Origin of the sequence: Variovorax sp. N23 (assembly GCF_025486315.1) — a bacterium.
Classification (GTDB): domain Bacteria; phylum Pseudomonadota; class Gammaproteobacteria; order Burkholderiales; family Burkholderiaceae_C; genus Variovorax.
In genome coordinates this window covers 222,892-246,140 of record NZ_JAOOPY010000003.1, presented here as the reverse complement: position 1 = coordinate 246,140, position 23,249 = coordinate 222,892, and the positions used below count along the sequence as shown (strand labels likewise).

Annotated in this window: 24 protein-coding genes and 1 tRNA gene; 14 read left to right on the top strand and 11 right to left on the bottom strand. The window is 68.3% G+C overall.

Annotation, left to right across the window (positions count from 1 at the left end; genetic code table 11):
* Nucleotide 1: 1 nt before the first annotated feature.
* Complete coding sequence (locus N8A90_RS06360; protein ID WP_262073829.1) at nucleotides 2-778, top strand: class II aldolase/adducin family protein; 777 nt, start codon at nucleotides 2-4, stop codon at nucleotides 776-778.
* A gap of 11 nt (nucleotides 779-789) precedes the next feature.
* On the opposite strand, the gene cynS is transcribed toward N8A90_RS06360, so the two are convergent.
* From cynS to N8A90_RS06325, 7 genes are all read right to left on the bottom strand, one after another.
* Nucleotides 790-1,233, bottom strand: a complete 444-nt coding sequence (cynS, locus tag N8A90_RS06355; RefSeq protein WP_262073828.1) for a cyanase — start codon at nucleotides 1,231-1,233, stop codon at nucleotides 790-792.
* 49 nt (nucleotides 1,234-1,282) lie between these two features.
* Nucleotides 1,283-2,122 carry an ABC transporter ATP-binding protein gene (locus tag N8A90_RS06350; protein WP_262073827.1) on the bottom strand — a complete coding sequence of 280 codons (840 nt, stop codon included), beginning with the start codon at nucleotides 2,120-2,122 and terminating at the stop codon, nucleotides 1,283-1,285.
* A 22-nt stretch (nucleotides 2,123-2,144) separates the two neighbouring features.
* Nucleotides 2,145-3,014, bottom strand: a complete 870-nt coding sequence (gene ntrB / locus N8A90_RS06345; RefSeq protein ID WP_262073826.1) for a nitrate ABC transporter permease — start codon at nucleotides 3,012-3,014, stop codon at nucleotides 2,145-2,147.
* Between the two features lie 13 nt (nucleotides 3,015-3,027).
* Nucleotides 3,028-4,392, bottom strand: a complete 1,365-nt coding sequence (locus tag N8A90_RS06340; RefSeq protein WP_262073825.1) for a CmpA/NrtA family ABC transporter substrate-binding protein — start codon at nucleotides 4,390-4,392, stop codon at nucleotides 3,028-3,030.
* A gap of 146 nt (nucleotides 4,393-4,538) precedes the next feature.
* Complete coding sequence (locus tag N8A90_RS06335; protein WP_262073824.1) at nucleotides 4,539-5,213, bottom strand: response regulator; 675 nt, start codon at nucleotides 5,211-5,213, stop codon at nucleotides 4,539-4,541.
* A gap of 4 nt (nucleotides 5,214-5,217) precedes the next feature.
* Nucleotides 5,218-6,420 (bottom strand): PAS domain-containing sensor histidine kinase, encoded by a 1,203-nt coding sequence (locus N8A90_RS06330; protein ID WP_262073823.1) that lies wholly within the window; start codon nucleotides 6,418-6,420, stop codon nucleotides 5,218-5,220.
* Between the two features lie 41 nt (nucleotides 6,421-6,461).
* On the bottom strand, nucleotides 6,462-6,929 hold the full coding sequence (locus tag N8A90_RS06325; protein ID WP_262073822.1) for a nuclear transport factor 2 family protein: 468 nt from the start codon (nucleotides 6,927-6,929) through the stop codon (nucleotides 6,462-6,464).
* Between the two features lie 118 nt (nucleotides 6,930-7,047).
* On the opposite strand from N8A90_RS06325, the gene N8A90_RS06320 reads away from it, so the two are divergent.
* Both N8A90_RS06320 and N8A90_RS06315 read left to right on the top strand, forming a co-directional pair.
* On the top strand, nucleotides 7,048-7,629 hold the full coding sequence (locus N8A90_RS06320; RefSeq protein WP_262073821.1) for a TetR/AcrR family transcriptional regulator: 582 nt from the start codon (nucleotides 7,048-7,050) through the stop codon (nucleotides 7,627-7,629).
* Between the two features lie 115 nt (nucleotides 7,630-7,744).
* Complete coding sequence (locus N8A90_RS06315; protein ID WP_262073820.1) at nucleotides 7,745-8,116, top strand: hypothetical protein; 372 nt, start codon at nucleotides 7,745-7,747, stop codon at nucleotides 8,114-8,116.
* Nucleotides 8,117-8,146: 30 nt separating this feature from the next.
* Here the strand turns inward: N8A90_RS06315 and alaS are convergent, their stop codons facing one another.
* Nucleotides 8,147-10,771: an alanine--tRNA ligase gene (gene alaS / locus N8A90_RS06310; protein ID WP_262073819.1), complete on the bottom strand. Its 2,625-nt coding sequence runs from the start codon at nucleotides 10,769-10,771 to the stop codon at nucleotides 8,147-8,149.
* 379 nt (nucleotides 10,772-11,150) lie between these two features.
* Between alaS and N8A90_RS06305 the strand changes: the two genes are divergently transcribed.
* The 10 genes from N8A90_RS06305 (at nucleotide 11,151) to N8A90_RS06260 (ending at nucleotide 18,824) form a co-directional block, all read left to right on the top strand.
* On the top strand, nucleotides 11,151-12,065 hold the full coding sequence (locus N8A90_RS06305) for a dihydrodipicolinate synthase family protein (RefSeq protein ID WP_262073818.1): 915 nt from the start codon (nucleotides 11,151-11,153) through the stop codon (nucleotides 12,063-12,065).
* A gap of 42 nt (nucleotides 12,066-12,107) precedes the next feature.
* Entirely contained in the window at nucleotides 12,108-12,722 is a 615-nt protein-coding gene (locus N8A90_RS06300) for a TRAP transporter small permease (RefSeq protein ID WP_262073817.1), read from the top strand.
* 1 nt (nucleotide 12,723) lies between these two features.
* Nucleotides 12,724-13,989, top strand: a complete 1,266-nt coding sequence (locus N8A90_RS06295; RefSeq protein ID WP_262073816.1) for a TRAP transporter large permease — start codon at nucleotides 12,724-12,726, stop codon at nucleotides 13,987-13,989.
* Between the two features lie 40 nt (nucleotides 13,990-14,029).
* Entirely contained in the window at nucleotides 14,030-15,025 is a 996-nt protein-coding gene (locus N8A90_RS06290) for a TRAP transporter substrate-binding protein (RefSeq protein ID WP_262073815.1), read from the top strand.
* A gap of 83 nt (nucleotides 15,026-15,108) precedes the next feature.
* On the top strand, nucleotides 15,109-15,780 hold the full coding sequence (locus N8A90_RS06285; RefSeq protein WP_262073814.1) for a GntR family transcriptional regulator: 672 nt from the start codon (nucleotides 15,109-15,111) through the stop codon (nucleotides 15,778-15,780).
* Between the two features lie 170 nt (nucleotides 15,781-15,950).
* Nucleotides 15,951-16,835, top strand: a complete 885-nt coding sequence (locus N8A90_RS06280; protein ID WP_262073813.1) for an MBL fold metallo-hydrolase — start codon at nucleotides 15,951-15,953, stop codon at nucleotides 16,833-16,835.
* Between the two features lie 31 nt (nucleotides 16,836-16,866).
* Nucleotides 16,867-17,316 (top strand): OsmC family protein, encoded by a 450-nt coding sequence (locus N8A90_RS06275; RefSeq protein ID WP_262073812.1) that lies wholly within the window; start codon nucleotides 16,867-16,869, stop codon nucleotides 17,314-17,316.
* A gap of 72 nt (nucleotides 17,317-17,388) precedes the next feature.
* Entirely contained in the window at nucleotides 17,389-17,910 is a 522-nt protein-coding gene (locus N8A90_RS06270) for a methyltransferase family protein (protein ID WP_262073811.1), read from the top strand.
* A gap of 178 nt (nucleotides 17,911-18,088) precedes the next feature.
* Nucleotides 18,089-18,162: transfer RNA gene (locus tag N8A90_RS06265), tRNA-Gly, on the top strand.
* Between the two features lie 56 nt (nucleotides 18,163-18,218).
* The gene (locus tag N8A90_RS06260) at nucleotides 18,219-18,824 is read left to right on the top strand and encodes a glutathione S-transferase N-terminal domain-containing protein (RefSeq protein WP_262073810.1); all 606 of its coding nucleotides are present in this window, start codon (nucleotides 18,219-18,221) and stop codon (nucleotides 18,822-18,824) included.
* A gap of 21 nt (nucleotides 18,825-18,845) precedes the next feature.
* On the opposite strand, the gene norR is transcribed toward N8A90_RS06260, so the two are convergent.
* Nucleotides 18,846-20,468 carry a nitric oxide reductase transcriptional regulator NorR gene (gene norR / locus N8A90_RS06255; RefSeq protein WP_262073809.1) on the bottom strand — a complete coding sequence of 541 codons (1,623 nt, stop codon included), beginning with the start codon at nucleotides 20,466-20,468 and terminating at the stop codon, nucleotides 18,846-18,848.
* Nucleotides 20,469-20,612: 144 nt separating this feature from the next.
* On the opposite strand from norR, the gene hmpA reads away from it, so the two are divergent.
* On the top strand, nucleotides 20,613-21,821 hold the full coding sequence (gene hmpA, locus N8A90_RS06250; protein ID WP_262073808.1) for an NO-inducible flavohemoprotein: 1,209 nt from the start codon (nucleotides 20,613-20,615) through the stop codon (nucleotides 21,819-21,821).
* 27 nt (nucleotides 21,822-21,848) lie between these two features.
* Here the strand turns inward: hmpA and N8A90_RS06245 are convergent, their stop codons facing one another.
* Both N8A90_RS06245 and N8A90_RS06240 read right to left on the bottom strand, forming a co-directional pair.
* The gene (locus N8A90_RS06245; protein ID WP_262073807.1) at nucleotides 21,849-22,172 is read right to left on the bottom strand and encodes a hypothetical protein; all 324 of its coding nucleotides are present in this window, start codon (nucleotides 22,170-22,172) and stop codon (nucleotides 21,849-21,851) included.
* 120 nt (nucleotides 22,173-22,292) lie between these two features.
* Nucleotides 22,293-23,210: a hypothetical protein gene (locus N8A90_RS06240; protein ID WP_262073806.1), complete on the bottom strand. Its 918-nt coding sequence runs from the start codon at nucleotides 23,208-23,210 to the stop codon at nucleotides 22,293-22,295.
* Nucleotides 23,211-23,249 lie beyond the last annotated feature (39 nt).

Genomic DNA, 23,249 nt, shown 5'->3' with positions numbered 1-23,249 from the left:
CATGAGCGCCCCCTTCCCCGCCGAAACCTCCTCCCTTCGCGAACGCGTCAGTGCCCAGGAGTGGCAACTGCGCGTCGACCTCGCTGCCTGCTACCGGCTGGTGGCACTCTATGGCTGGAGCGACCTGGTCTTCACGCACATCAGCGCGCGGGTGCCGGGGCCCGAGCACCACTTCCTCATCAACCCGTACGGCCTGATGTTCGACGAGATCACCGCGTCGAGCCTGGTGAAGGTCGACGACCAGTGCCGAAAGGTGATCGAGTCCCCCTACCCGGTGAACCCGGCGGGCTTCGTGATCCACAGCGCGGTGCACGCCGTGCGGGACGACGTCCAGTGCGTGCTGCACACCCACACGCGCGCCGGCATCGCGGTCAGCGCGCAGAAGAACGGAGTGCTGCCAATCAGCCAGCAGTCGACCTTCGTGCTGGCCTCGCTGGCGTACCACGGCTACGAGGGTGTCGCGATCCGCGACGACGAGAAGGCGCGCCTGCAGGCCAACCTGGGCCAGGCGAACTTCCTGATGCTGCGCAACCACGGGCTGCTGACCGTCGGCAAGACCATCGCCGACGCCTTCCTGGCGATGTACACCTTCGAGAACACCTGCCAGATCCAGATCGCCGCGCAGTCCGGTGGCGGCGAACTCACGCAGGTCGACCCCCGCATTCTCGAAGGCGTGGGCCACGCGATGAAGGTGCAGACCGGCGGGCTCGGCGGCGCCTTCGTCTGGCCGTCGCTGATCCGAAAGCTGGACCGGATCGACCGTAGCTACGCCAGCTGATCGCCGCGCGCTCAGTACGTCTTGTACGGCAGGAACTTGCCCGACAGCACCACCTTCACGCGGTCGCCCTTGGGGTCGGCCTGGCGGTCGATGTCCATGCTGAAGTCGATCGCGCTCATGATGCCGTCGCCGAATTCCTCGTGGATCAGCTCCTTGATGGTGGTGCCGTAGACGTTGACGATCTCGTACCAGCGGTAGATCAGCGGGTCGGTCGGCACGGCGCTCGGCAGCGAGCCCTTGTAGGGCACGACCTGCAGCCACTTCTGCTCTTCGGCGGTGAGGCCAAAGATCTCGCCGACGACCTTGGCCTGGGCGGCGTCGAGCGTCATCTGGCCGAGACAGGCCGCGGTGGTCCACTCCTTCGAGAGGCCGACCTTCCTGGCCACGTCGGCCCACTGGATGCCCTTGGCCACCTTCACGGTGATGATCTTCTCGGTGACGTCGTTGCGGTTCATTTTCGGGTTTGCTCCTGTTTGGACGAAATTTCTGAGGGGGATGAAACGGTCAGCTCGCACTGGCTTTGGTGACCAGGAAATCGACGATGTGGTTGCGCAGCGCGTAATAGCCGTCCAGGTGATGCAGCCCGGCACGGGTGCGCTCGCGCGGCAGCGGGTTCACCACGCTCTCGGCGATGTTGCCGGGCACGTAGCCGCCGGACGCCTCGCTGCCGTTGCGCATCAGCAGGATGCGGTCGGCCAGCAGGATGGCTTCGTCCACGTCGTGCGTGATCATGAAGACGGTCTGCTGCGTCTGGCGCACGATGCGCATCAGTTCGTCCTGGATAGTGCCGCGCGTCAGCGCGTCGAGCGCGCCGAAGGGTTCGTCGAGCAGCAGCATGCGCGGCTGGATGGCGAAGGCGCGCGCGATGCCCACGCGCTGCTTCATGCCGCCCGACAGCTGCGACGGCTTCCTGTCGATGGCTGCGCCCAGGCCGACCAGTTCGACGAAACGCACCACTTGTTCATCGACCTGCTTGCGCGACCAGTCGGGCCAGCGCGATTCGACCGCGAAGGCGATGTTCCTGCGCACCGTGAGCCACGGCATCAGGGCGTGGCTCTGGAACACCACGCCGCGCGTCAGGCTCGGGCCGACGATCTCCCGGCCATCCATGAAGGCATGGCCGCCGGTGGCGGTGTCGAGGCCCGCCAGCACGTTGAGGATGGTCGTCTTGCCGCAGCCCGAGTGGCCGATGATGCAGACGAACTCGCCGCGCTCGATCGCGAAGGAGACATCGGCAAACACCGGCTTGGCCGGCGCATAGGCCTTGGCCAGGCCCTCGACCCGCAACAGCGTCGCACCAGGGTCGGTGGGGGGAACGGGCGGCACAGGTGGAGTGGGCGGCATGGCCATCCTTTGGGGAGAGAAGTCACTCCACATACGTCACCTTCCGCTGCAGCCCCGCGAAGGCCAGGTCGAGCAGCATGCCCACCACGCCGATCAGCAGGATCGCGAAGATCACGTTGGTGAGCGACAGGTTGTTCCATTCGTTCCACACGAAGTAGCCGATGCCCGTGCCGCCCACCAGCATCTCGGCCGCGACGATCACCAGCCAGGCGATGCCCATGCTGATGCGCATGCCGGTGAGGATGGTCGGCGCGGCGGCCGGCAGGATCACGCGAAAGGCGCGGCGCAGCGGCTTCACCTCGAGCGTGCTGGCCACGGCGAGCCATTCGCGCTTGACCGAGGCCACGCCGAAGGCGGTGTTGAGCAGCATCGGCCAGACCGAACAGATGAAGATCACGAAGATGCCGCTCGTCGACGAATCCTTGATGGTGTAGAGCGCCAGCGGCATCCACGCCAGCGGCGAGATCGGCTTGAGCACCTGGATGAAGGGGTCGAAGGCCTTGTGCAGCAACGGCGACATGCCGATGACGAAGCCCAGCGGCACCGCGACCAGGCAGGCCAGCAGGAAGCCCAGCCCGACGCGGCCGAGCGACCAGGCGAGCTGGATCGCGATGCCCTTGTCGTTGGGGCCGTTGTCGTAGAACGGGTTCGACAACTGCCGCCATGCGGTCGCCCCCATGTCTGCGGGCGTCGGAAAGCCCGAGGCCTTGGCCTGGCCGCCCGGCTCCGGGTTCTTGCCCAGCATCTTCTGGTACTCGATCTGCTCCGGCGTCAGCGTGGGCTGCGCGGCGGCCGGTGCGGTCGTCATCGTCGCCACCTGCCAGATGCCGAGAAGCACGGCAAGCAGCAACAGCGACAGCAGCGCGGCCTTGAGGTTGAGCGATGGACGCATGGTGGCCCGGCGCTCAGGCGGCCATCTTGCGGATGGCGAAGCTCTTCACGTACGCATCGGGTTGGGTCGGGTCGAAGACCTTGCCCATGATCGTGAACTTCGGGTAGGCGCCCTCGGGCGGCGTCTGGCCGATCTCCTTCATGCGCTTCTTGGCGTCGGTCAGCAGGAAGACCTTCTCTGCCATCTGCTTGTAGTCGACCTCGCCCTTCACGTAGCCCCAGCGCTTCATCTGCGTGAGCATCCAGACGGCCATCGACTGCCACGGGATCGGATCGAAGTCGGCGCGGTCGGGCACGGTCCTGATGTTGCCCAGGCCGTCGGCGAAGCGGCCGGTGAGCACCTGCGAAATGACCGTCTCGGGCTGGTTGAGGTACTGCGCCGGGGCGATCACCTTGGCGATGAGCTCGCGGTTCTCGGGCTTGCGCGCCATGGCCGATGCGGTGAGCACAGCGCGATAGAGCGCCGCGAAAGTGTTGGGGTTCTTCTGGATGAACTCTGTCGACGAGCCGAAGGCGCAGCAGGGGTGGCCGTTCCAGATCTCCTTGGTGAGGATGTGGATGAAGCCCACCTCCTCGAACACGGCGCGCTGGTTGAACGGGTCCGGGCCGAGGTAGCCGTCGATGTTGCCGGCGCGCAGGTTGGCAACCATCTCGGCCGGCGGCACCACGCGGATCTGGATGTCGGTGTCGGGGTTCAGGCCCGCTTCCGCCACGTAGTAGCGCAGCAGGAAGTTGTGCATGCTGTATTCGAAGGGCACCGCGAACTTGAAGCCCTTCCACAGCTTCGGGTCGCGCTTGTCCTTGTGCTTGTTGGCCAGCGTGATCGCCTGGCCGTTGGTGTTCTGGATGGTGGCGACGTTCATCGGCGTCGCGTTGGAGCCGGCGCCCATCGAGATGGCCAGCGGCATCGGCGACAGGAAGTGCGTCGCGTCGTACTCCTTGTTGAGCATCTTGTCGCGGATCAGCGCCCAGCCCGCCGTCTTGACCACCTCGACGTTCAGGCCCTGCTGTTTGTAGAAGCCCAGGGGGTGCGCCATGATCAGCGGCGTGGCGCAGGTGATCGGGATGAAGCCGATCTTCAGGTCCTTCTTCTCGAGCGGGCCCTTCTCCTGCGCCATGGCCTGTAATGCGCCCAGCGGCAGCACCGACATGATCGCCGCACGCGCCGTGTTGGCGCCCACGGCGCGCAAGAAGTTGCGGCGCACGCTGTCGACCGGAAACAGCGCCTTGATCAGGCTGGCTTCGAGCTTGTCGTCCGACAGCGCCATCGCGCTCGCATGCTGGTCGGGCGCATGGTCCTGGCCGCAGGCGCAGCGCAGCATCAGGGGCCGGTCGGCGTCGTACGGGTCGTTCGCTGTCGATTCAGGCAGTCGGGACATGGGTAGCACCTCGTTGAAAAGATGCAGACGCATTGCAAGCCGCGGGCCGGTTGTGGGCCAGCGCAGGCCCGGCCCATGAAATCGCGCAGCGCGGATCGATGGCTTGTAGTGCTGGCCCTACAAGGCGGTCGTCGCAGCGCGTGTTTTCAGGCGGCCGGCGCCGATTTGCCGTGCCGCTCGGCGTACAGCGCGAGCTCGACGTCGTTCTTCGCGCCGGTCTTCTCGAGGATGCGTGCCCGGTAGGTGCTCACCGTGTTCGGCGCCAGGCCGAGCTGCGCACCGATTTCGCTCACGCTGTGCCCGGCCGTGAGCAGCCGGAACACCTGGTGCTCGCGGTGCGACAGCGCCTCGGTCGCCGACACCTTGCTCACGGCCGCCGCCAGCGCCTCGGCCGTGGCCGCCGACACGTAGATGCCGCCGGCCGCCGCCTTGCGCACTGCCGCCACCATCGCATCGGCGTCGGCGCTCTTGTTGAGATAGCCGGCCGCGCCCAGCTTGATGCAGCGCACCGCGTACTGGCGCTCCGGGTAGGTCGAGAGCATCAGCACCGGCAACGCCGGCCACGCCGCGCGCAAGGCCTGCAGCACGTCGAGCCCATCGCGCTCGGGCAGGGCGATGTCGAGCAGCACGACGTCGATGCCTTCCTCCCCCTCCCTGCCTTGCAGCGCCTCCACGCGTTCGAGCACCTCGGGGCCGGTCTGCGCCTCGGCGCAGACGACGATCTCCGGCGCGCCGTTCGACAGGTCACCGAGCACCTGCTTAAGGCCTTCGCGCACGATGCGGTGGTCGTCGCCGATGAGGACGCGGATGGGGGGTGTCATGGCATCAGTGCGAGATCGAAAGCGGAAGACGGAGTCGGAATGTACTGCCCTGCCCCGGCTGGCTCGCGATCTCGAGGCTGCCGCCGAAGTGCAGCGCCCGCTCCCGCATCCCCCGCACACCGTACGAAGTCGGCGCACCGAAGGCCTGCGGTGCGGCGCCGATGCCGTCGTCCTTCACGCGCAGCTCGAGCACGCCATCGTCGGCGCGGATGCGGATGTCGACGCGGGCTGCCCGCGCATGGCGGCCGACGTTGCTAAGCATCTCCTGGAAGATGCGGAACACCGCCATGGCCGCGGGCTCGGGGAGTTCGAGGGACTCGTCGACCTGCAGATCCCAGCCGAGCTCGAGCTCGGCCGACTGCACGAACTCGTGGGCCTGCCACTCGAGCGCGGCCCACAGGCCCTGGTGGTCGAGGATGCTCGGGCGCAGGTCGGTGATGATGCGGCCGACGTTGTCGACCGCGCGCTCGATCAGCGCGCCCATGTTGTCGCACTTGCCACGCATCTGCTGGCGCATCGCCTGCGCCGCGTCGGCATCTCGCGACTGTTGCTCGCCCAGGCGCTTGCCGATCCAGTTGACGTCCATCTTGAGCGCCACCAGCAGGCTGCCGAGCTCGTCGTGCACCTCGCGCGCGATGCGGGTGCGCTCTTCCTCGCGCACCGAATCCATCCAGGCCGACAGCTCGCGCACCTGTTGCAGCGCCGCGCTGAGTTCGGCGGTTCGCTCCGTCACGCGCAGCTCGAGCTGGTCGCGCGATTGCTGCAATGCGGCGGCCGCGCGCTTGCGTTCGGTGATGTCGACGAAGGCGATCACGGCGCCGCGCACGGTGTCGCCGTCGACGATCGGATGGCTCGAATACTCCACGGCGAACGAACTGCCGTCACGCCGCCAGAACACCTCCGTGTCGATGCGGCACGGCAGGCCACGACGGAAGGCGTTGAAGATGGGGCAGTCGGTGTCGGGGTAGTGCGAGCCGTCGGCGTGCGAGTGGTGCGTCAGCTCGTGCATGTTGTGGCCGAGCACCTCGGCTGCGGGCCAGCCGAGCAGTTGCGCGCCGGCCCGGTTGATGAACATGCAGTGGCCGTCGAGATCGATGCCGAAGATGCCCTCGCCGGTCGATTCGAGCAGCAGGCTCAGCTGATGCCGCCACAGCGGGTCGACGCCGGCTTCGGCCGCGCTGGGCAGGGTCAGGGCCTGGTCGTGCATGCCGGCGGTGCATGCAACGGCCGTGCCATGCGAGTCGGCGCCTACAGACCCAGGTCGCTCAAGCTCGCGTGATCGTCGGGCCGGCGCCCCGGCGGCCAGTGAAAGAGCCGATCCTTCTCGGCGATGGGCAGGTCGTTGATGCTGGCGAAGCGGCGCTGCATCAGGCCCTGTGGGTTGAATTCCCAGTTCTCGTTGCCATAGCTGCGGAACCACTGGCCGGAATCGTCGCGCCACTCGTAGGCGAAACGCACGGCGATGCGGTGGTCGATGAAGGCCCACAGCTCCTTGATGAGCCGGTAGTCCAGCTCGCGCGCCCACTTGCGCTGCAGGAAGGTACGCACCGCTTCGCGGCCGACCGGGAACTCGACGCGATTGCGCCACAGCGTGTCTTCGGTGTAGACGCCCGAGACGCGCTCGGGGTCGCGCGAATTCCAGGCGTCTTCGGCGCCACGCACCTTCTGCGTGGCGCTTTCGAGCGTGAACGGGGGAACGGGCGGGCGGGTTTCCATGGCGGCTCCTGGGTGGTCGGGTTCGATCGGCGGATTGGGCATCCACGTAGACCGATCTGTCTACATGGCGTGACGCGAATCTATCAGGCATAGACAGACCTGTCTACAATCGGGCGGCATGGAAGCCGCCCCCCTCTCCGCCCGCGACCGCATCCTCGCCACGGCGCACGACCTGTTCTATCGCGACGGCATCCGCGCCACCGGCATCGACCGGCTCATCGCCGAGTCGGGCGTGACGAAGGTGACCTTCTACCGGCACTTCCCGAGCAAGAACGACCTGGTGCGGGCTTTCCTCGATCTGCGCCATGCGCGCTGGATGGCCTGGTTCGTCGATGCGCTGGGCCGGCGCGGCGCCGACATGCCAGCGGCGGACGGCAGCAGCCTTCTGTTGCTGGCCGATGTGCTGCAGGAGTGGACCGAGATGCCGGTCTTCCGCGGCTGTGCCTTCATCAACACGGTGGTGGAGATCGCCGATGCGCTGCCCGAAGCGGTCGAGGCCGCCCGGCTGCACAAGCAGGAGATGGCCGAGGTCATTGCCGAACTGCTGCCACCGGGCCCTGCCCGGAGCACCCAGGCCCGGGCGGCCGCCTTGGCCTTCGACGGCGCCATCGTTCACGCGCAGATGGCGCGGGACGCAGCCGAGCGGCGGACGGTGGTCGCACTGCTGCGCAGCCTGCTCCAGGGTCTGCACGCGCCCTGACCTGACAAAGGGCGTCGGCCGACTCTCACAGCGCGCGGACACGGGCGCCATGAACCTGCCGTTCCGGCCCACCGCCCGGCAGGCCGTTCGCCATCGACATCAGGAGGACCAGGACATGGCCACCAGCAGCGTGACAGGCAACCACGACAGCGCCGCGGACACCGCGGACGACAGCACCCGCATCCTCGGCCCCAGCGACAGTTCGGACAGCGGCAGCGACACGCTGGGCCAGCGTGCCGACCTGGCGCAACCGGACGACAGCCTGGGCAGCGGCGCGCTCGAGCCGCTCGACGGCGGCAGCGACGCATCGGGCACCGGCGAACGCGCCAACGTCGAAGGCGACATGGCGCCCGACGGCGAGGACATCCTGCCCGACCGGATCATCGGCCCGGGCGGCGGCGCCATCGATGCCGCGCAAGTGCATCTGCGCAGCGGCAGCCTGGCCGCGGACGAGGACGACGACAGCGCCGACGACGAGGAAGATTGAGCGGCTGCTTCGCGCCGACGCCTCAGCCTCTCAGAGGCGCTCGGCGACCCAGGCCTGCACCGACGCCAGGGCCCGGGGCAGGCCCGCGGCATCCGTGCCGCCGGCCATGGCCATGTCGGGCTTGCCGCCGCCCTTGCCGCCCACTTGCTGGGCGACGAAGTTGACGAGTTCGCCGGCCTTGACCTTGCCCATCACGTCGGGGGTCACGCCTGCGGCGATCTGCACCTTGGCGCCATCGACCGCCGCGAGCACGATGGCAGCGGTCTTGAGCTTGTCCTTGAGCTTGTCCATGGTGTCGCGCAGCGTCTTGGCATCGGCACCGTCGAGTTGCGCCACCAGCACCTTGATCCCGTTGATCTCGATCGCCTGCGCCAGCAGTTCGTCGCCCTTGGACGAGGCCAGCTTGCCCTTGAGCGAGCCGACTTCGCGCTCCAGCGCGCGCACCTGGTCGAGCACCTGGCCGAGGCGGCCCTGCAGTTCGGCGGCAGGCGCCTTCAGCGCGGCGGCCATGCTCTGCACGGTCGACTCGAGGTCCTGCAGGTAGCTCAGCGCGTTGGCGCCGGTGATCGCCTCGATGCGGCGCACGCCGGCGGCCACACCGCTTTCGCTGGTGACCTTGAACAGGCCGATGTCGCCGGTGCGCTGCACGTGCGTGCCGCCGCAGAGTTCGCGGCTGGAGCCGATGTCGAGCACGCGGACGCTTTCGCCGTACTTCTCGCCGAACAGCATCATCGCGCCGGTCTTCTGGGCCGACTCGATGTCCATCACGCGCGCCTGCGTGGCGGCGTTGGCCAGGATCTCGGCGTTCACGCGCTTCTCGATCTCCAGGATCTGGTCACGCGTGACCGGCGCGTTGTGCGCAAAGTCGAAGCGCGTCTTGTCGGCGTCGACCAGCGAGCCCTTCTGCTGCACGTGCGTGCCCAGCACCTCGCGCAGGGCCTTGTGCATCAGGTGGGTCACGCTGTGGTTGCGCATGGTGGCGGCGCGGCGCTCGCCGTCGACCGCGGCCTTGACCGTGTCGCCTACCTTGAGCGTGCCCTGGGTCTGCGTGCCGTGGTGGCCGAACACGTCGGCCTTGATCTTCTGCGTGTCTTCCACGCCGAACTGCACGCCCTCGGCGCTGATGAAGCCCTGGTCGCCGACCTGGCCGCCGCTCTCGGCATAGAAGGGCGTGGTGTCGAGCACCACGATGCCGGGCTGGCCTTCCTTCAGTTCGTTCACCGCCATGCCTTCAAAGTACAGCGCCTGCACCTTCGCCGTCTCTTCGAGGTGCTCGTAGCCGGTGAAGGTGTTGCCCGCGCCGGCGTACTCGACGTTGCGGTCCATCTTGAACTTGCCGGCGGCGCGGCCCGCGGCCTTCTGCTTTTCCATCGCGGCGTTGAAGCCGGCCTCGTCGACGCCCACGCCGCGCTCGCGGCAGACGTCGGCCGACAGGTCGAGCGGAAAGCCGAAGGTGTCGTGCAGCTTGAAGGCGACGTCGCCCGGCAGCACCTTGGCACCGCCGGCCAGCGCGGCATCGAGGATTTCCATGCCGTTGGCCAGCGTCTCGAAGAAGCGTTCTTCCTCGGCCTTCAGGGTGTCGGTGACGTGCTTCTGGTCGGCCACCAGCTTCGGGTAGGCCTCGCCCATCAGCGCGACCAGGTCGGGCACCAGCTTGTGGAAGAAAGGCTTCTTCTGGCCCAGCTTGTAGCCGTGGCGGATGGCGCGGCGGATGATGCGGCGCTGCACGTAGCCGCGGCCCTCGTTCGACGGGATCACGCCGTCGGCCACCAGGAAGGCGGTGGCGCGGATGTGGTCGGCAATCACCTTGAGCGAGTTGTTCGCCAGGTCTTGCGTGCCGGTCTCGCGCGCGGCGGCCTTGATCAGCGCATCGAAGATGTCGATTTCATAGTTGCTGTGCACGTGCTGCAGGATGGCCGCCAGGCGCTCCAGGCCCATGCCAGTGTCGACGCAGGGGGCCGGCAGCTTCTTCACGGAGCCATCAGGCTGCATGTCGAACTGCATGAACACGTTGTTCCAGATCTCGATGTAGCGGTCGCCGTCCTCGTCGGGGCTGCCGGGCGGGCCGCCGGCGATCTCGGGGCCGTGGTCGTAGAAGATCTCGCTGCACGGGCCGCAGGGACCGGTGTCCGCCATCATCCAGAAGTTGTCGGACATGTAGCGCCCGCCCTTGTTGTCGCCGATGCGCACCACGCGCTCGGGCGGCAGGCCGATGTCCTGAGTCCAGATGTCGTAGGCCTCGTCGTCCTCGATGTAGACGGTGGCCCAGAGCTTGTCGGCGGGCAGCTTGTAGACCTGCGTCAGCAGTTCCCAGGCCCACATCAGCGATTCGCGCTTGAAGTAGTCGCCGAAGCTCCAGTTGCCCAGCATCTCGAAGAAGGTGTGGTGGCGCGCGGTGTAGCCCACGTTCTCCAGGTCGTTGTGCTTGCCGCCGGCGCGCAGGCACGCCTGGACCGAGGTGGCGCGCACGTAGGGGCGCTTGTCCTCGCCGAGGAACACGTCCTTGAACTGAACCATCCCCGAGTTCGTGAACATCAGCGTCGGGTCGTTGCCCGGCACCAGCGGGCTGGACGGCACGACCGTGTGGCCCTTCGAGGCGAAGAAGTCGAGGAAGGTCTTGCGGATGTCCGCGACCGTGAAGGTGGGCTGGCTCATGGGATGGAAATAGCTCGCAAAAGGCTCGCAAGGGGCTCGCACAGCGGAACGATGCACCCGCTAACTGCTTGATTTGATTGGCCTATCGATTATAGGTTTGGGCCAGTCTGCGCCCTGCCGCCCGGCGTGATGCACCCTGGCGGGTGGGTCCGTCGCCCCCTGTGTGTGCGCGGCGCCTCAATCCGGTGCCGGGTGACGCCGCCGCCGCCTCGAAAAACCTCCCGAAGCCCCCGATCAAGCATGCCCAGCGCTGGCACGCAATCTGCTAATACCCTGATCAGATATTTCCAATATCTCACTAATATATTTATAGAGTCGATCGGGCACAGGCCCGGGCGGCCCCCCCCTCTCTTCCAACCTCATCCTTCAGGAGCACCGAATGACCAATCCCCGCTGGCAAGGCATCTTCCCCGCCGTCACCACCAAATTCCACGCCGACGAAAGCATCGACGCCGAAGGCACGGCCCGCCACATCGACTTCCAGATCCGCAACGGCATCCATGGCCTGGTCACCTGCGGCTCGCTGGGCGAAGCCAGCACGCTGAGCCTCGAAGAGAAGCTGCAGGTCGCCAAGATCGCCCTCGAAGCCGCCGATGGCCGCATCCCGGTGCTGGCCAACGTGTCGGAGACCAGCACCCGCGAGGCGCTGCGCTACATCGACGGCGGCAACAAGCTGGGCGTGGCCGGCTACATGGTGATGCCCTCGGTCATCTACGTGGCCGATGCGCGCGAGGCGATGGCCAACGTGCGCGCCATGGCCAAGGCCGCGCAGAAGCCGCTGATGGTCTACAACAACCCGGTCGCCTACCGCGTCGACCTCAAGCCCGAGCACATGCTGGAACTGGCCGACTGCGAATGGCTGGTTGCCGTCAAGGAGAGCACGGACAACATCCGCCGCATCACCGACCTGCGCAACCTGCTGGGCGACCGCTACCAGATCTTCTGCGGCGTGGACGACCTGGCCTACGAAGCGATGGCGCTCGGCGCCGACGGCCTGCTGGCCGGCGTGGGCTGCGCGTTCCCGCGCGAGACCGTGGCGCTGTACGACCTGATGAAGGCCGGCCAGTTCGCCGAGGCGCTCAAGCTCTACCAGTGGATGACGCCGATGCTGCACCTGGACGTGTCGACCAAGCTGGTGCAGAACTTGAAGCTCATCGACCTGCTGGTCGGCGTGGGCACCGAGCACATGCGCCGCCCGCGCCTGCCGCTGATCGGCGAGGAACGCGCCTTCATCGAAGGCGTGGTCAAGAAGGCGCTGGCCACGCGACCCGTGCAGTACCAGTCGGTCGCCTGAGCGCGAGCCGCGCCCCCTCACCCGTCACCCGGCGAACACACCATGCAAGAAAAAGCCAACGGACCGGCGGGCCTCACCCGCTGGGTGCTCGACACGTCGGACGGCGTCCTCCGCTGCGAACGCCATCTGCTCACCGGCCTGATGGGCCTGCTCATCGTGCTGGTGCTGCTGAACGTGGTGACGCGTTACGGCGGCATTCCGCTCTACTGGGTGGACGAGGCATCCGTGTACTGCGTGGTCTGGCTGACCTTCATCGGTGCGTCCGCGATGACCCGGCTTCGGCTGGACTTCGCGGTCACGCTGCTGACCGACAAGCTGGGCGCCAACGCGGTGCGCATCGCCAAGGCCGCGGCCTCGGGCGGCGTGCTGCTGCTCGGCCTGGCGCTACTCGCGATGTGCTGGATCTACATGGACCCGGTGGGCCTCGCGCGCTACGGCTTCGATGCGAAGGAATTCGCCGCGGAGTCCTTCAACTTCCTCTACACCGAGCGCACGCAGACGCTGAACTGGCCGGTCTGGGCGATCCAGCTGATCCTGCCGATCTTCTCGGTGACGCTCAGCGTGCATGCGCTGTCGAACCTGATCGAAGACCTCGGCCTGCAGCCCAAGCGCAGCCATGCCGGGTTCAACATCGCCAACGCGGACGCGGTGAACTGACATGCTGACCACCGGATTCTTCCTCCTCATCATGCTGGTCGGCGTGCCGATCGGCGCCTGCCTGTGCCTGTCGGGCATCGTCTTCATCCTGAACTCGGGCGACACGGTGCTGTTCCAGTCCTTCCCGACGCAGATGTTCGGCGGGGTCGACAGCTACAGCCTCATCGCGATCCCGTTGTTCATCCTCATCGGCGAGATCATGAACGGCGGCGGCATCACCAAGCGCCTGGTCGACCTGGCACTGGCCTTCATCGGCTCGGTCAAGGGCGGCCTGGCCTACGTGAACATCCTGGCCAACATGCTGGTGTCGTCGATCATCGGGTCCGCCACCGCGCAGGTCGCGATCATGAGCCAGATCATGGTGCCGGAGATGGAGAAGCAGGGCTACGACAAGACCTTCGCCGCCGGCCTCACGGTGTACGGCGGCATGCTCGGCCCGATCATCCCGCCCTCGGTGATGTTCGTGGTCTACAGCGTGCTCGCGCAGGTGGCGGTGGGCGACATGCTCATCGCCGGGATCATCCCCGGCGTGATCCTCACGGTGCTGTTCTTCATCGTGATCGCCTGCATGGGCTTCATCTACAACTACCCGCGCACCGAGAAGCGCACGCTCCGGCAGCGCGCGCACACCGTGCTCACTTCGTGCCCGACGCTGCTCATCCCGATCGTGATCGTCGGCTCCATCCTCGGCGGCTTCGCGAACCCGACCGAGGCGGCCGCCGTCGGCGCCGTGGCTGCGGTGCTGGTGGGCCGCTACGTGACCAAGGAATTCCGCTACGGGATGGTTCCGCAGATCCTGCTCAAGTCGGCGATCTACTCGGCGGTGGTGCTGTTCCTGGTGGCAGCGGCCGCGGTGTTCTCGTGGCTGCTGATCTACGGCAAGGTGCCGCAAGCCACCGCCGCGTGGATCCAGACGGTGGCGAAGGACCCGGTCACCTTCCTGCTGCTGACCAACGTGATCCTGCTGGTGATCGGCACCGTGATCGACGGCATCCCCGGCCTGATCATGACAGTGCCCATCCTGCTGCCCATCGCCACCGAGATCTACGGCATCGACCCGCGCCACTTCGGCGTGGTGGTGGTGATCAACCTGGTGCTCGGCCTCATGACGCCGCCCGTGGGCCTCAGCTTCTTCGTGGCCTCGGCCGTCACCGGGGCCAAGCCCGGAAAGATGTTCCTCGTCACGCTGCCCTTCTTCGCCATCTGCTGCGTGGCGCTGGTGATTCTTTCGCTGTTCCCGAGCCTGTCGCTCGCCCTCTTGAAGTAGTTCTTCGAGCCGTCCCCCTCAACCTCAACCGGAGCTTCGCATGTCCCTCTCCCGTCGCCAGTTCGTCCAGGCCGCCGCCGGCACCGCCGCATCGTCCGCCCTCTTCGCGCCGATGGTGCGCGCCGCCACGGCCAAGGAATTCCGCCTGGGCCTCATCACCCCGGCCGGCCACTCGTGGAACCGCGCCGCCGTGGCTTTCGGCGAGTCGCTCAAGAAGGCGACCGACGGCCGCCTGAGCGCCACCGTCTTTCATTCGGGCCAGCTCGGCAACGAGTCGGCCATGATGCAGCAGCTGCAGTCGGGTGCGCTCGACATGGGCTGGATCCAGGCGGCGGAGCTGGGCTCGCGCGTCTCGAGCGTGGCCGCCATCAACGCGCCCTACCTGGTGCGCTCGACCACCAACGTCGCCTCGCTGGTGCGCACGCCCGCCGCGCTCAAGCTGCTCGACGTGCTGCCGCGCGAGACCGGCACCGTCGGCCTGGGCTGGGGCATCACCGGCATGCGCGTGGTGTTCGCCACTAAAGACATCTCGACGCCGACCGATCTCAAGGGCATGAAGCTGCGCATCAACCCGACGCCGGTCTACCGCGACTTCTATCAGATGCTCGGCGCCGCACCGACGCCGATCCCCACGCCGGCCGTGTTCGACGCGATGTCGAACGGCCAGGTCGACGGGCTGGAAGCCGACATCGAGTTCTCGTGGAACGCGCGCTTCGACAAGGTCGCGAAGGTCATGCTGCCGATGAACGCGCTGTTCATGCCCTTCGCGCCGCTGGTGTCGGGCCGCATCTGGCAGACGCTGGACGCCAAGGACAAGGCGCTGATCACCGACCTGGTGAAGCAGTCGCTCGACGCGCAGATCAAGGACATCGTGACCACCGAGCTCGGCCTGATCGACAAGTTCAAGGCCACCAACCTGGTGATCAAGAACGACACGGCCTTCAACCCCGCGCCACTCATCGCCGAGTTCGACAAGATCTGGCTGCCCAAGGCGCCGGCCATCGCCGAGCTGCGCAAGATCGGCGCCACGCTCTGAACGCAGCCGACGCGGGCGCAGTCTCCCGTCGGCGATGGGAGAATGCGCCCGCCCTGGTGCCCTTTCGCGAAACCCATTCCACGATGCCTGCCGCAGTTACGTCTTCTTCGGGCAGTGCGCCCCGGCGGCGCGCCGCCGACATGGCCTATGACGCGATCGAGACGCTCATCGCCACCCTGCAGCTGGAACCCGGCAGCCCGGTGGTCGAGGCCGAGATCGCCGAACGCACCGGCCTCGGGCGCACCCCCGTGCGCGAGGCGCTGTTGCGCATGACCTCCCTCGGGCTGATCGACCAGCAGCCGCGGCGCGGCCTGCTGGTGTCGAGCATCGATCTGGCCGACCACCTCGACGTGATCCAGACGCGGCGCGTGCTCGAAACCCTCATCGCCTCCTGCTCGGCGCGGCGCGCCACGGCGGCGGAGCGCAAGGAGATCGTGCGCTGCGCCGAAAAGATGGTGAAGGCCGCCGCGCGCGGCCACCTCGACGACTACATGGCGGCCGACCACGAGCTCGACCGCGTCAACCACCGGGCCAGCCGCAACCAGTCGGCGGTGATGGGCGTGTCGCCGCTCATCGTGCAGTGCCGGCGCTTCTGGTATGCCTACCAGCACGAGGGCGACATCGTCGAGGCCGCCGACGCCCACATGGAACTGGCCCAGGGCATCGCCACCGGCGACGAGGCGGCCGCCGTCGCGGGCGCGAACCGGCTGATGGACTACCTCGAGCGCTTCGCGCGGCGGGTCATCGACAACTGATCGCGCGACACCGACGGCCTCCGCAGCCTGCTCGACGTCGTCAGGCGGTCCTCATCGAACTTCCTTGCGGTTCATTGAGATGGCACAACACGGGCTGGGCGCAGGGGATCAATATATTGACAGACAATATATCTGTAAATATATTATGATTTACCTAAAGGAGCCTCTTCATGACATCTCTTCCGGCCACCACCGCCCAGCGTCAAGTGCATGGCATGTTCGATCCCGCCACCTGGACGGTGACCTACGTCGTTCACAGCGGCCAGGGCAGCGATTGCGCGATCATCGATTCGGTGCTCGACTACGACCCGAAGTCGGGCCGCACGCGGCACACGTCCGCCGACAAGGTGATCGAGTACGTGCGTGCCAACGGCTTGAAAGTGCAATGGATCCTGGAGACCCATGCCCACGCCGACCACCTCTCGGCCGCGCCCTACCTGCGGGCCCAACTGGGCGGAAAGATCGGCATTGGCGGCCACATCACCCAGGTGCAGAAGGTGTTCAAGGGCGTCTTCAACCTGGAGCCCGGCTTCAAGCAGGACGGCTCGCAGTTCGACCACCTGTTTCAGGAGGGGGAGGTCATCCCGTTGGGCGCACTCGCCGGTCAAGTGATGTTCGTGCCCGGCCATACACCGGCCTGCGCCGCCTACCGCTTCGGCGACGCCGTGTTCGTGGGCGACACGCTGTTCATGCCCGACGTGGGCACCGCGCGCTGCGACTTCCCCGGCGGCGATGCTCACGCGCTCTACGCCTCCATTCGCAAGCTGCTGAGCCTGCTGCCGGAAACGCGCCTGTTCATGTGCCACGACTACCCGCCCAACGACCGACCGGTGGCTTTCGAGACCACGGTGGCCGAACAACGCGCGACGAACATCCACGTGCACGACGGTGTGAGCGAAGACGAGTTCGTGGCCATGCGCACGAAGCGGGACGCCACCCTGGAAATGCCCACACTGATCCTGCCGTCGGTGCAGATCAACATCCGCGCGGGCGAGCTGCCGCCCAAGGAAGACAACGGCGTGGCCTACCTGAAAATCCCGCTCAACGCGCTCTGACCGACCCTCCGCACTCACCCAAGGCAGCACCATGACGACCGTTTCCGTTTCGCTCCAGCAGCAAGCCGACTATCGCTTCGAGATCAGCTTCGGCAACGGCATTCCGGGCCTGATCGCCGACGAGCCCGCACCGCTGGGCAAAGGCGAAGGCCCCTCTCCCGCGCAGTTGCTGTGCGCCGCCGTCGGCAATTGCCTGGCCGACTCGCTGCTGTTCGCCTTGCGCAAGTTCAAGCAGGCCCCCGAGCCGCTGCGCTGCGAGGTCCAGGCCGAGGTGGGGCGCAATCCGGAAGGCCGGCTGCGGATCCTGCGCCTGCACGCCACCGTCGGACTGGGTGTGGCGGCGAGTTCGCTGGAACACCTGGACCGGGCGCTGGGGCAGTTCGAGGAGTTCTGCACCGTCACGCAAAGCGTCCGTCAGGCACTGCCCGTGCGGGTGACCGTCATCGACGCCGATGGCCTCACGCTGCGGGACCAGACCTGAGCGGCTGAGTCGGCGCGAAAGATCCGCCGGCGCAAGCTGCGGACACCCTCCTGACGGCGCCTCCCCACGACCATGCGCACCAAGCACACCGCACCGCTCGGCGATCCAGCGCAGACCGGCAACCAGCAGCCCACCGACGACCGTGCCAGAAACCGCCTGGGCAGCGTCCTGGTCGCGCTGCAGTTCACGCTGATCGCCCTGCTGGCCTGGCTGGCATGGCCGGCCTTCCTGTCAGGCCAGGCCCCGGCCGGGGCCTGGGCCAGCGCCGCACTGGGCGTGCTGCTGGGTGTGTGGGCGCTCTGCGCCAACCGGCCGGGCAACTTCCACATCAGGCCCTCGCCACGCGCGGGGGCCCGGCTGGTTCAGCAAGGCCCCTACCGGCGGATCCGCCATCCGATGTACACCGCCGTCATGGCTTGTGGATGCGCGGGCGCCTGGGCCAGCACCACCTGGGTCGTCTGGCTGGCAATGGTTGCACTGGTCGCCGTGCTGGTCGTCAAAGCTGTCGTCGAAGAGCGCTGGATGCTTCAGGTGCATCCGGGGTATGCAGCCTATCGGCAGGGCACCCGGTGGTTCCTGCCGTGGATCGGCTGAACGCCGCCGCCACCCCCGGCTACCCCTCGTGCGCCGTTCGCGAAGTCGCCCTGCTCGCCAACCTCACCCAGGATGATTGCCCGCACCTGTCGGGCGCCATCGACATGCCCGAAGCCGCCCCCTGCGGGCCGGCGACGTCGGGCGGCCATCGGGACGGAGGCTAGAATCCATGCCTGCCGCGGGTGTAGTTCAATGGCAGAACGGCAGCTTCCCAAGCTTCATACGAGGGTTCGATTCCCTTCACCCGCTCCACCCCTCCAGACTCCCGGGGCCGGCCGGATCCGCTGACCGATCCCGCATCGCCGCCCATGCCCACCCTCCTCAGTTCTCCCCCCTCGCCCTTCGGCCGCAAGGTCCGCATCGCCATCGACGTGCTCGGCATGGCCGACCGCATCGCGGTGCTGACGGCCGACACCAGCAACCCGGACGACCCGGTGCGGCGCCACAACCCGCTCGGCAAGATCCCCACGCTGCTGCTCGACGATGGCGAAACGCTGTTCGACTCGCGCGTGATCGTCGAGTACCTCGATGCGCTGGACGGGCGCAGTCTGCTGATTCCTGCCGCCGGCCCCGAGCGCATCGGCGTGCTGCGCGAGCAGGCGCTGGCCGACGGCATCCTCGATGCGGCCCTGCTGCAGGTGTACGAGCGCCGCTACCGGCCGGCCGAGCACCACGTCGAATCGTGGCTCGAGCTTCAGCGCGGCAAGGTGTCGCGCGCACTGGACGCGTTTTCGGCGCGCCTGCCGGTCGCGCGACCGGCGGGGCCGAGCATCGGCGAGATCACCCTGGCCTGCGCGCTCGGCTACCTCGACTTCCGCCTGGCGGGCAGCTGGCGCGCGACGCATCCGGCGTTGGTGGCGTGGCTCGACGGCTTCGCGCAGCGGGTGCCGGCCTTCGGGCGCACCGCGCCCTGACGCGGCCTGGCGGCGCGCCGTTCAACGGCCGCCGACCGGCAGGTCTGCCCGTGCCTCGGGCCGCCGCATCGACACGCCGAGCCGCCTGGCGAGCCGCACCAGGTTGCCACGGTCGATGCCGAGCGCACGCGCTGCGGCCGCCCCGTTGAAGTCGTGCGCCGCCAGCGTGTCGACGACCAGCGTGCGCTCGAAGGCCTGCACGGCATCGCGCAGGCTGTGGCCCTCGCCCTGCCGCAACGCTGCGGTCGGCGGCGACGCGGCGACGGCATCGTCGGCCACGTCGACCAGCGCGCCACCGGCCTGGCCCGGCAGGTCCATGTCGACCGCCTCCAGGCTGAGGATGCGCGGCCGCTGCGCGTGGCGCCCCAGCGCCTTCAGCACGCTGCGGCCGAGCAGATGCTCCAGCTCCCGCACGTTGCCCGGCCAGTCGTAGGCGAGCAGCGCGGCCTGCGCGCCGGCGTCGAGCCGCAGCCCGCCCAGCCCGAGGCGTGATCGGCTCTCCTCCAGGAAGAAGCCGGCAAGCAGCAGCACGTCGCGCCCGCGCTCGCGCAGCGGTGGCACCGGCAAGGGATAGACGCTGAGCCGGTGGTAAAAGTCGGCGCGCAGCCGCCCGGCCCGCACCTCGTCGGCCAGGTTGCGGTTGCTCGCCGCGATGAGGCGCACGTCGACGTGGTGGTCGCGGTCGGAGCCCAGCCGCTGCAGCTGCCCGCTCTGCAGCACGCGCAGCAGCTTGGCCTGCACCGGCAGCGCCAGTTCGCCGACCTCGTCGAGGAAGAGCGTGCCGCCATGGGCCAGCTCGAACTTGCCGGGCCGCTCGCCCACTGCCCCGGTGAAGGCGCCGCGCACATGGCCGAAGAGCTCGCTCTCGACCAGCGTGTCGGGCAGCGCGGCGCAGTTGAGGCTGATCATCGGCCGCGCCGCGCGCGACGACGCGGCGTGCAGCGCCTCGGCGACCAGTTCCTTGCCGACGCCGGTCTCGCCCTGGATGAGCACCGGCAGGTCGCTGCCGGCGACCAGCCCGATCTGCTTGAGCAGTTCGCGCAGCGCCGGGCTGCGGCCGATCAGGCTGCGGGCGCGTGGCGCTGCGGCCTGCCGGAAGCCCTCGGCGCGCAGGCTCTCGCGCTCGACGCGGGACTGGAGTTGCGCGATGCGGCCGGCCACGCTGACCGTGGCGGCGGCGAGATGGCCGAAGGACTGCAGCGTGGCCAGGTCGGCCTCGGAGAATCGGTCGGGGTCGAGCGCGTCGAGCGTCAGCAGGCCCCAGGGCCGGTCGTCCAGGTGCACGGCGCAGCCGACGCAGTCGTGCACCGGCAAGTGGCCGTCCACCCCGTCGACCAGCCCGTCGTAGGGGTCCGGCAGCGGGCTGTCGGCCGGGAAGCGCAGCGGCCCGCCGGCCTGCAGCAACGCAGCGAAGCGCGGGTGCTGGTCGATGCGAAAGCGCCGCCCCATCGTGTCGGCACCGAGCCCGTCGACGGCCAGCGGCACCAGCACCTCGCCGTCGAGCCGCAGCAGCGCGGCGGCGTCGCAGGGCAGGAGCGCGCGCAGGGCGTGCAGCAGGCGCCGGTAGCGCTCGGCCGCCGGCAGGTCGCGGGCGAGGTCGCCCACCAGGGGAATCAGGGCGTGCAGCAAAGGTTTTGTTGTCATCAGGACATTGGCGATGTCATCCAGACATGAATCGAACCATGTCACAACGACACCCATCGGCGCTAAGTCCTTGATTCTCCTGAAAACCCGCGCTGGAACGGCGATTGCACTGAGAAAGCCCTACTCCCACCGTCCAAGGATTCCATGCTGAGCACCGCGCACAAAGCCATCGTCACCGCCACCGTCCCCTTGCTGGAGACCGGTGGCGAGGCCCTGACCACGCACTTCTACAAGATCATGCTGGCCGAGCATCCGGAAGTCCGCCCGCTCTTCAACCAGGCCAACCAGGTCAGCGGCGAGCAGCCGCGCGCCCTGGCCAACGGGGTGCTCATGTACGCGAAGAACATCGACCGGCTCGAGGCACTGGGCGACCTGGCGACGCAAATCGTACAGAAGCATGTGGCGCTGCAGATCCTGCCCGAGCACTACCCGATCGTGGGCGCCTGCCTGCTGCGCGCGATCCGCGAGGTGCTGGGCGCCGAGGTCGCGACCGACGCAGTGATCGAGGCCTGGGCCGCCGCCTATGGGCAACTGGCCGACATCCTGATCGGCGCCGAGGCGGCCGAGTACGACCGCAAGGCGGCGGCACCGGGCGGCTGGCGCGGCGCGCGGGCCTTCCGCGTGGCCCGCAAGGAAGCGGAGAGCGCCGAGATCACGTCCTTCTACCTCGAACCGGTCGACGGCCAGCCGGTGCTCGACTTCGCGCCCGGCCAGTACATCGGCCTGCGGCTCGACGTGGACGGACAGGACGTGCGCCGCAACTACTCGCTGTCCGCGGCGCCGAACGGCCGCAGCTACCGCATCAGCGTGAAGCGCGAGCCCGGTGGGCGGGTGTCGAACCATCTGCATGACCAGGTGGAGGTCGGCGGCGTGGTCGAGCTGTTCCCGCCATCGGGCGGCTTCACGCTGGCCGACGGCGAGCGGCCGCTGGTGCTGATCAGCGGCGGCGTCGGCATCACGCCGACGCTGGCCATGCTCGAGACGGCGCTGGCCCGGACGCCGTCTCGGCCGGTGCGCTTCATCCACTGCGCGCGTTCGCACAAGGTGCATGCCTTCCGCCGCGCCATCGACGCGCTGGCCCACAAGCACCCGCATCTGGAGCGCTTCTATTGCTACGACGAGGCGCCGGCCGCCGACGACGTGGGGGTGGCGCCGCATGCCGTCGGCCGGATCGACGCCGCCTCCCTGGCGCAATGGCTGCCGGCTGCGGCCGAGGGTGTGCGCGACATCGATGCCTATTTCCTCGGACCCAAGCCCTTCATGCAGCAGGTGCAGCGCTCGCTGCGCACGCTGGGCGTGCCCGACCGGCAGGTGCGCTACGAGTTCTTCGGGCCCGCCTCGGCCCTTGAATGAAAAAAGGTGGCTCGCCGGCCGCCTGGCTCAGCCGGCGGCAGCGGCGGGCACGGCCGATTCAGCCACGCTGCGGCGCGCGTACTCGGCCTTGAGCTGCTGGGCGATGAATTCGGAGCAGGCGCGCAGCCGGCTGACCTCGATCTCGCCCATCCACACCCCCTGGTACGAGATATGCGCCCGCGGGAAGTTGGGGCTGAGCGCCTGGGCCGCATCGAACACGCAGGCGGCGAGCGAGGTCAGCCCGAGGTCCACGTAGCACGCCTCCCGGGGCACCGTGCTCTTGTGGGGCGCACGGACGCTGTAGGTGTACGAACGCTCGTGGCGCTGGATGAACTCGAGAACCGGTTGCATGGCGGGGCAGCTCCTGGCAATTCGCGGCGTCGTTGCCGCACCGTCGAGGGTGGGCCGGCGATCTTACGTTTTGAAGCAATTTCCGCAAGTCCATCCGACAAACGGTGAACCAACGGTCGTTCAACCCTCGCCGCAGAGCAGCCCCTGGGCGTCCTCATCGAAGCCCGCCACGGGCTGGGCCTTGGCCAGCGCCATCCAGAGGCCGAAGGGCATGCGGGCCTGGGCCCGATGCACGGCGGGCCGCATCACGACCAGACGGCCACCCTCGAGCACCAGCACGCCGCATTCCGCCGGGATTTCCTCCGGCGTGGCGATCGGGCGGTCGCGCGCGTCGCGCCCCAGCACGTACCAGCACTCGCCGCCCAAATCGAGGTAGGCCGCGCGCTTGTCGGGCTTGCGCAGGTCGGCCATCAGGTCGGCGCGCCGCACCTTGATCTCGTGGACGACCGGCTGCGCATAGGCCTCCACGCTGGTGTTGCGGATCGAGAAGACGTCGGGCCGCGCGATACACCAGCGTGCCTTGCCACCCGGCTCCGCCGCCGGCAGCCGGGCGCGCAGGCCGAGGCCGCGCCAGGCGATGCGGCCGCTGCGCGTCATCTCGCGCGCCACCTGTTCGACGAGCGCCTCGTGCGCCGACAGCGCGGCGCGGTTCACGACGAGCGAGCTGGCGATGTGGGCGATGCCCCGGTCGGTCACCCGCAGCGTCTCGTGCCCGAAGGCCGAGCGCTGGCGTTCCAGCAGCCCGGCGGCGAGCAGGTCGACCTCGACCGGGTCGCCGCAGGGCCAGCCGGCCGAGCGGTAGATGTCGCGCAGGCGCCGCGCGTGCGCACGGCCCAGCACGATGTCGCCGGGCGGCGGCTCGATCACCGGCGCCGGCCAGCCGGGGTCGGTCACGGGCGGCACCACGGCGGGCGGATCACCCTCCGGGGGCGGGATCGAAGGAACCGGGGGGCTGGGCGGGACCGGGAGGTCCGGCGCAGGCGGCGGCGGGCCGATGGGCGCACCGGCCGCCGCGCGCTGCGGGGCGAAGGCAATCATCGGCAAAGGTTAGCGAAAAGAGGCCCTCGAAGCGAGCGC

Excerpts from the sequence above, each read along its gene's own strand:
- norR (WP_262073809.1), bottom strand. The coding sequence starts at position 20,468 with ATGACAACAAAACCTTTGCTGCACGCCCTGATTCCCCTGGTGGGCGAC.
- N8A90_RS06325 (WP_262073822.1), bottom strand. The coding sequence starts at position 6,929 with ATGGAAACCCGCCCGCCCGTTCCCCCGTTCACGCTCGAAAGCGCCACG.
- N8A90_RS06280 (WP_262073813.1), top strand. The coding sequence starts at position 15,951 with ATGACATCTCTTCCGGCCACCACCGCCCAGCGTCAAGTGCATGGCATG.
- N8A90_RS06275 (WP_262073812.1), top strand. The coding sequence starts at position 16,867 with ATGACGACCGTTTCCGTTTCGCTCCAGCAGCAAGCCGACTATCGCTTC.
- alaS (WP_262073819.1), bottom strand. The coding sequence starts at position 10,771 with ATGAGCCAGCCCACCTTCACGGTCGCGGACATCCGCAAGACCTTCCTC.
- N8A90_RS06300 (WP_262073817.1), top strand. The coding sequence starts at position 12,108 with ATGCAAGAAAAAGCCAACGGACCGGCGGGCCTCACCCGCTGGGTGCTC.
- N8A90_RS06340 (WP_262073825.1), bottom strand. The coding sequence starts at position 4,392 with ATGTCCCGACTGCCTGAATCGACAGCGAACGACCCGTACGACGCCGAC.
- N8A90_RS06350 (WP_262073827.1), bottom strand. The coding sequence starts at position 2,122 with ATGCCGCCCACTCCACCTGTGCCGCCCGTTCCCCCCACCGACCCTGGT.
- N8A90_RS06335 (WP_262073824.1), bottom strand. The coding sequence starts at position 5,213 with ATGACACCCCCCATCCGCGTCCTCATCGGCGACGACCACCGCATCGTG.
- N8A90_RS06360 (WP_262073829.1), top strand. The coding sequence starts at position 2 with ATGAGCGCCCCCTTCCCCGCCGAAACCTCCTCCCTTCGCGAACGCGTC.
- N8A90_RS06260 (WP_262073810.1), top strand. The coding sequence starts at position 18,219 with ATGCCCACCCTCCTCAGTTCTCCCCCCTCGCCCTTCGGCCGCAAGGTC.
- ntrB (WP_262073826.1), bottom strand. The coding sequence starts at position 3,014 with ATGCGTCCATCGCTCAACCTCAAGGCCGCGCTGCTGTCGCTGTTGCTG.
- N8A90_RS06270 (WP_262073811.1), top strand. The coding sequence starts at position 17,389 with ATGCGCACCAAGCACACCGCACCGCTCGGCGATCCAGCGCAGACCGGC.
- N8A90_RS06315 (WP_262073820.1), top strand. The coding sequence starts at position 7,745 with ATGGCCACCAGCAGCGTGACAGGCAACCACGACAGCGCCGCGGACACC.
- cynS (WP_262073828.1), bottom strand. The coding sequence starts at position 1,233 with ATGAACCGCAACGACGTCACCGAGAAGATCATCACCGTGAAGGTGGCC.
- N8A90_RS06245 (WP_262073807.1), bottom strand. The coding sequence starts at position 22,172 with ATGCAACCGGTTCTCGAGTTCATCCAGCGCCACGAGCGTTCGTACACC.
- N8A90_RS06290 (WP_262073815.1), top strand. The coding sequence starts at position 14,030 with ATGTCCCTCTCCCGTCGCCAGTTCGTCCAGGCCGCCGCCGGCACCGCC.
- N8A90_RS06295 (WP_262073816.1), top strand. The coding sequence starts at position 12,724 with ATGCTGACCACCGGATTCTTCCTCCTCATCATGCTGGTCGGCGTGCCG.
- hmpA (WP_262073808.1), top strand. The coding sequence starts at position 20,613 with ATGCTGAGCACCGCGCACAAAGCCATCGTCACCGCCACCGTCCCCTTG.
- N8A90_RS06285 (WP_262073814.1), top strand. The coding sequence starts at position 15,109 with ATGCCTGCCGCAGTTACGTCTTCTTCGGGCAGTGCGCCCCGGCGGCGC.
- N8A90_RS06240 (WP_262073806.1), bottom strand. The coding sequence starts at position 23,210 with ATGATTGCCTTCGCCCCGCAGCGCGCGGCGGCCGGTGCGCCCATCGGC.
- N8A90_RS06320 (WP_262073821.1), top strand. The coding sequence starts at position 7,048 with ATGGAAGCCGCCCCCCTCTCCGCCCGCGACCGCATCCTCGCCACGGCG.
- N8A90_RS06305 (WP_262073818.1), top strand. The coding sequence starts at position 11,151 with ATGACCAATCCCCGCTGGCAAGGCATCTTCCCCGCCGTCACCACCAAA.
- N8A90_RS06330 (WP_262073823.1), bottom strand. The coding sequence starts at position 6,420 with ATGCACGACCAGGCCCTGACCCTGCCCAGCGCGGCCGAAGCCGGCGTC.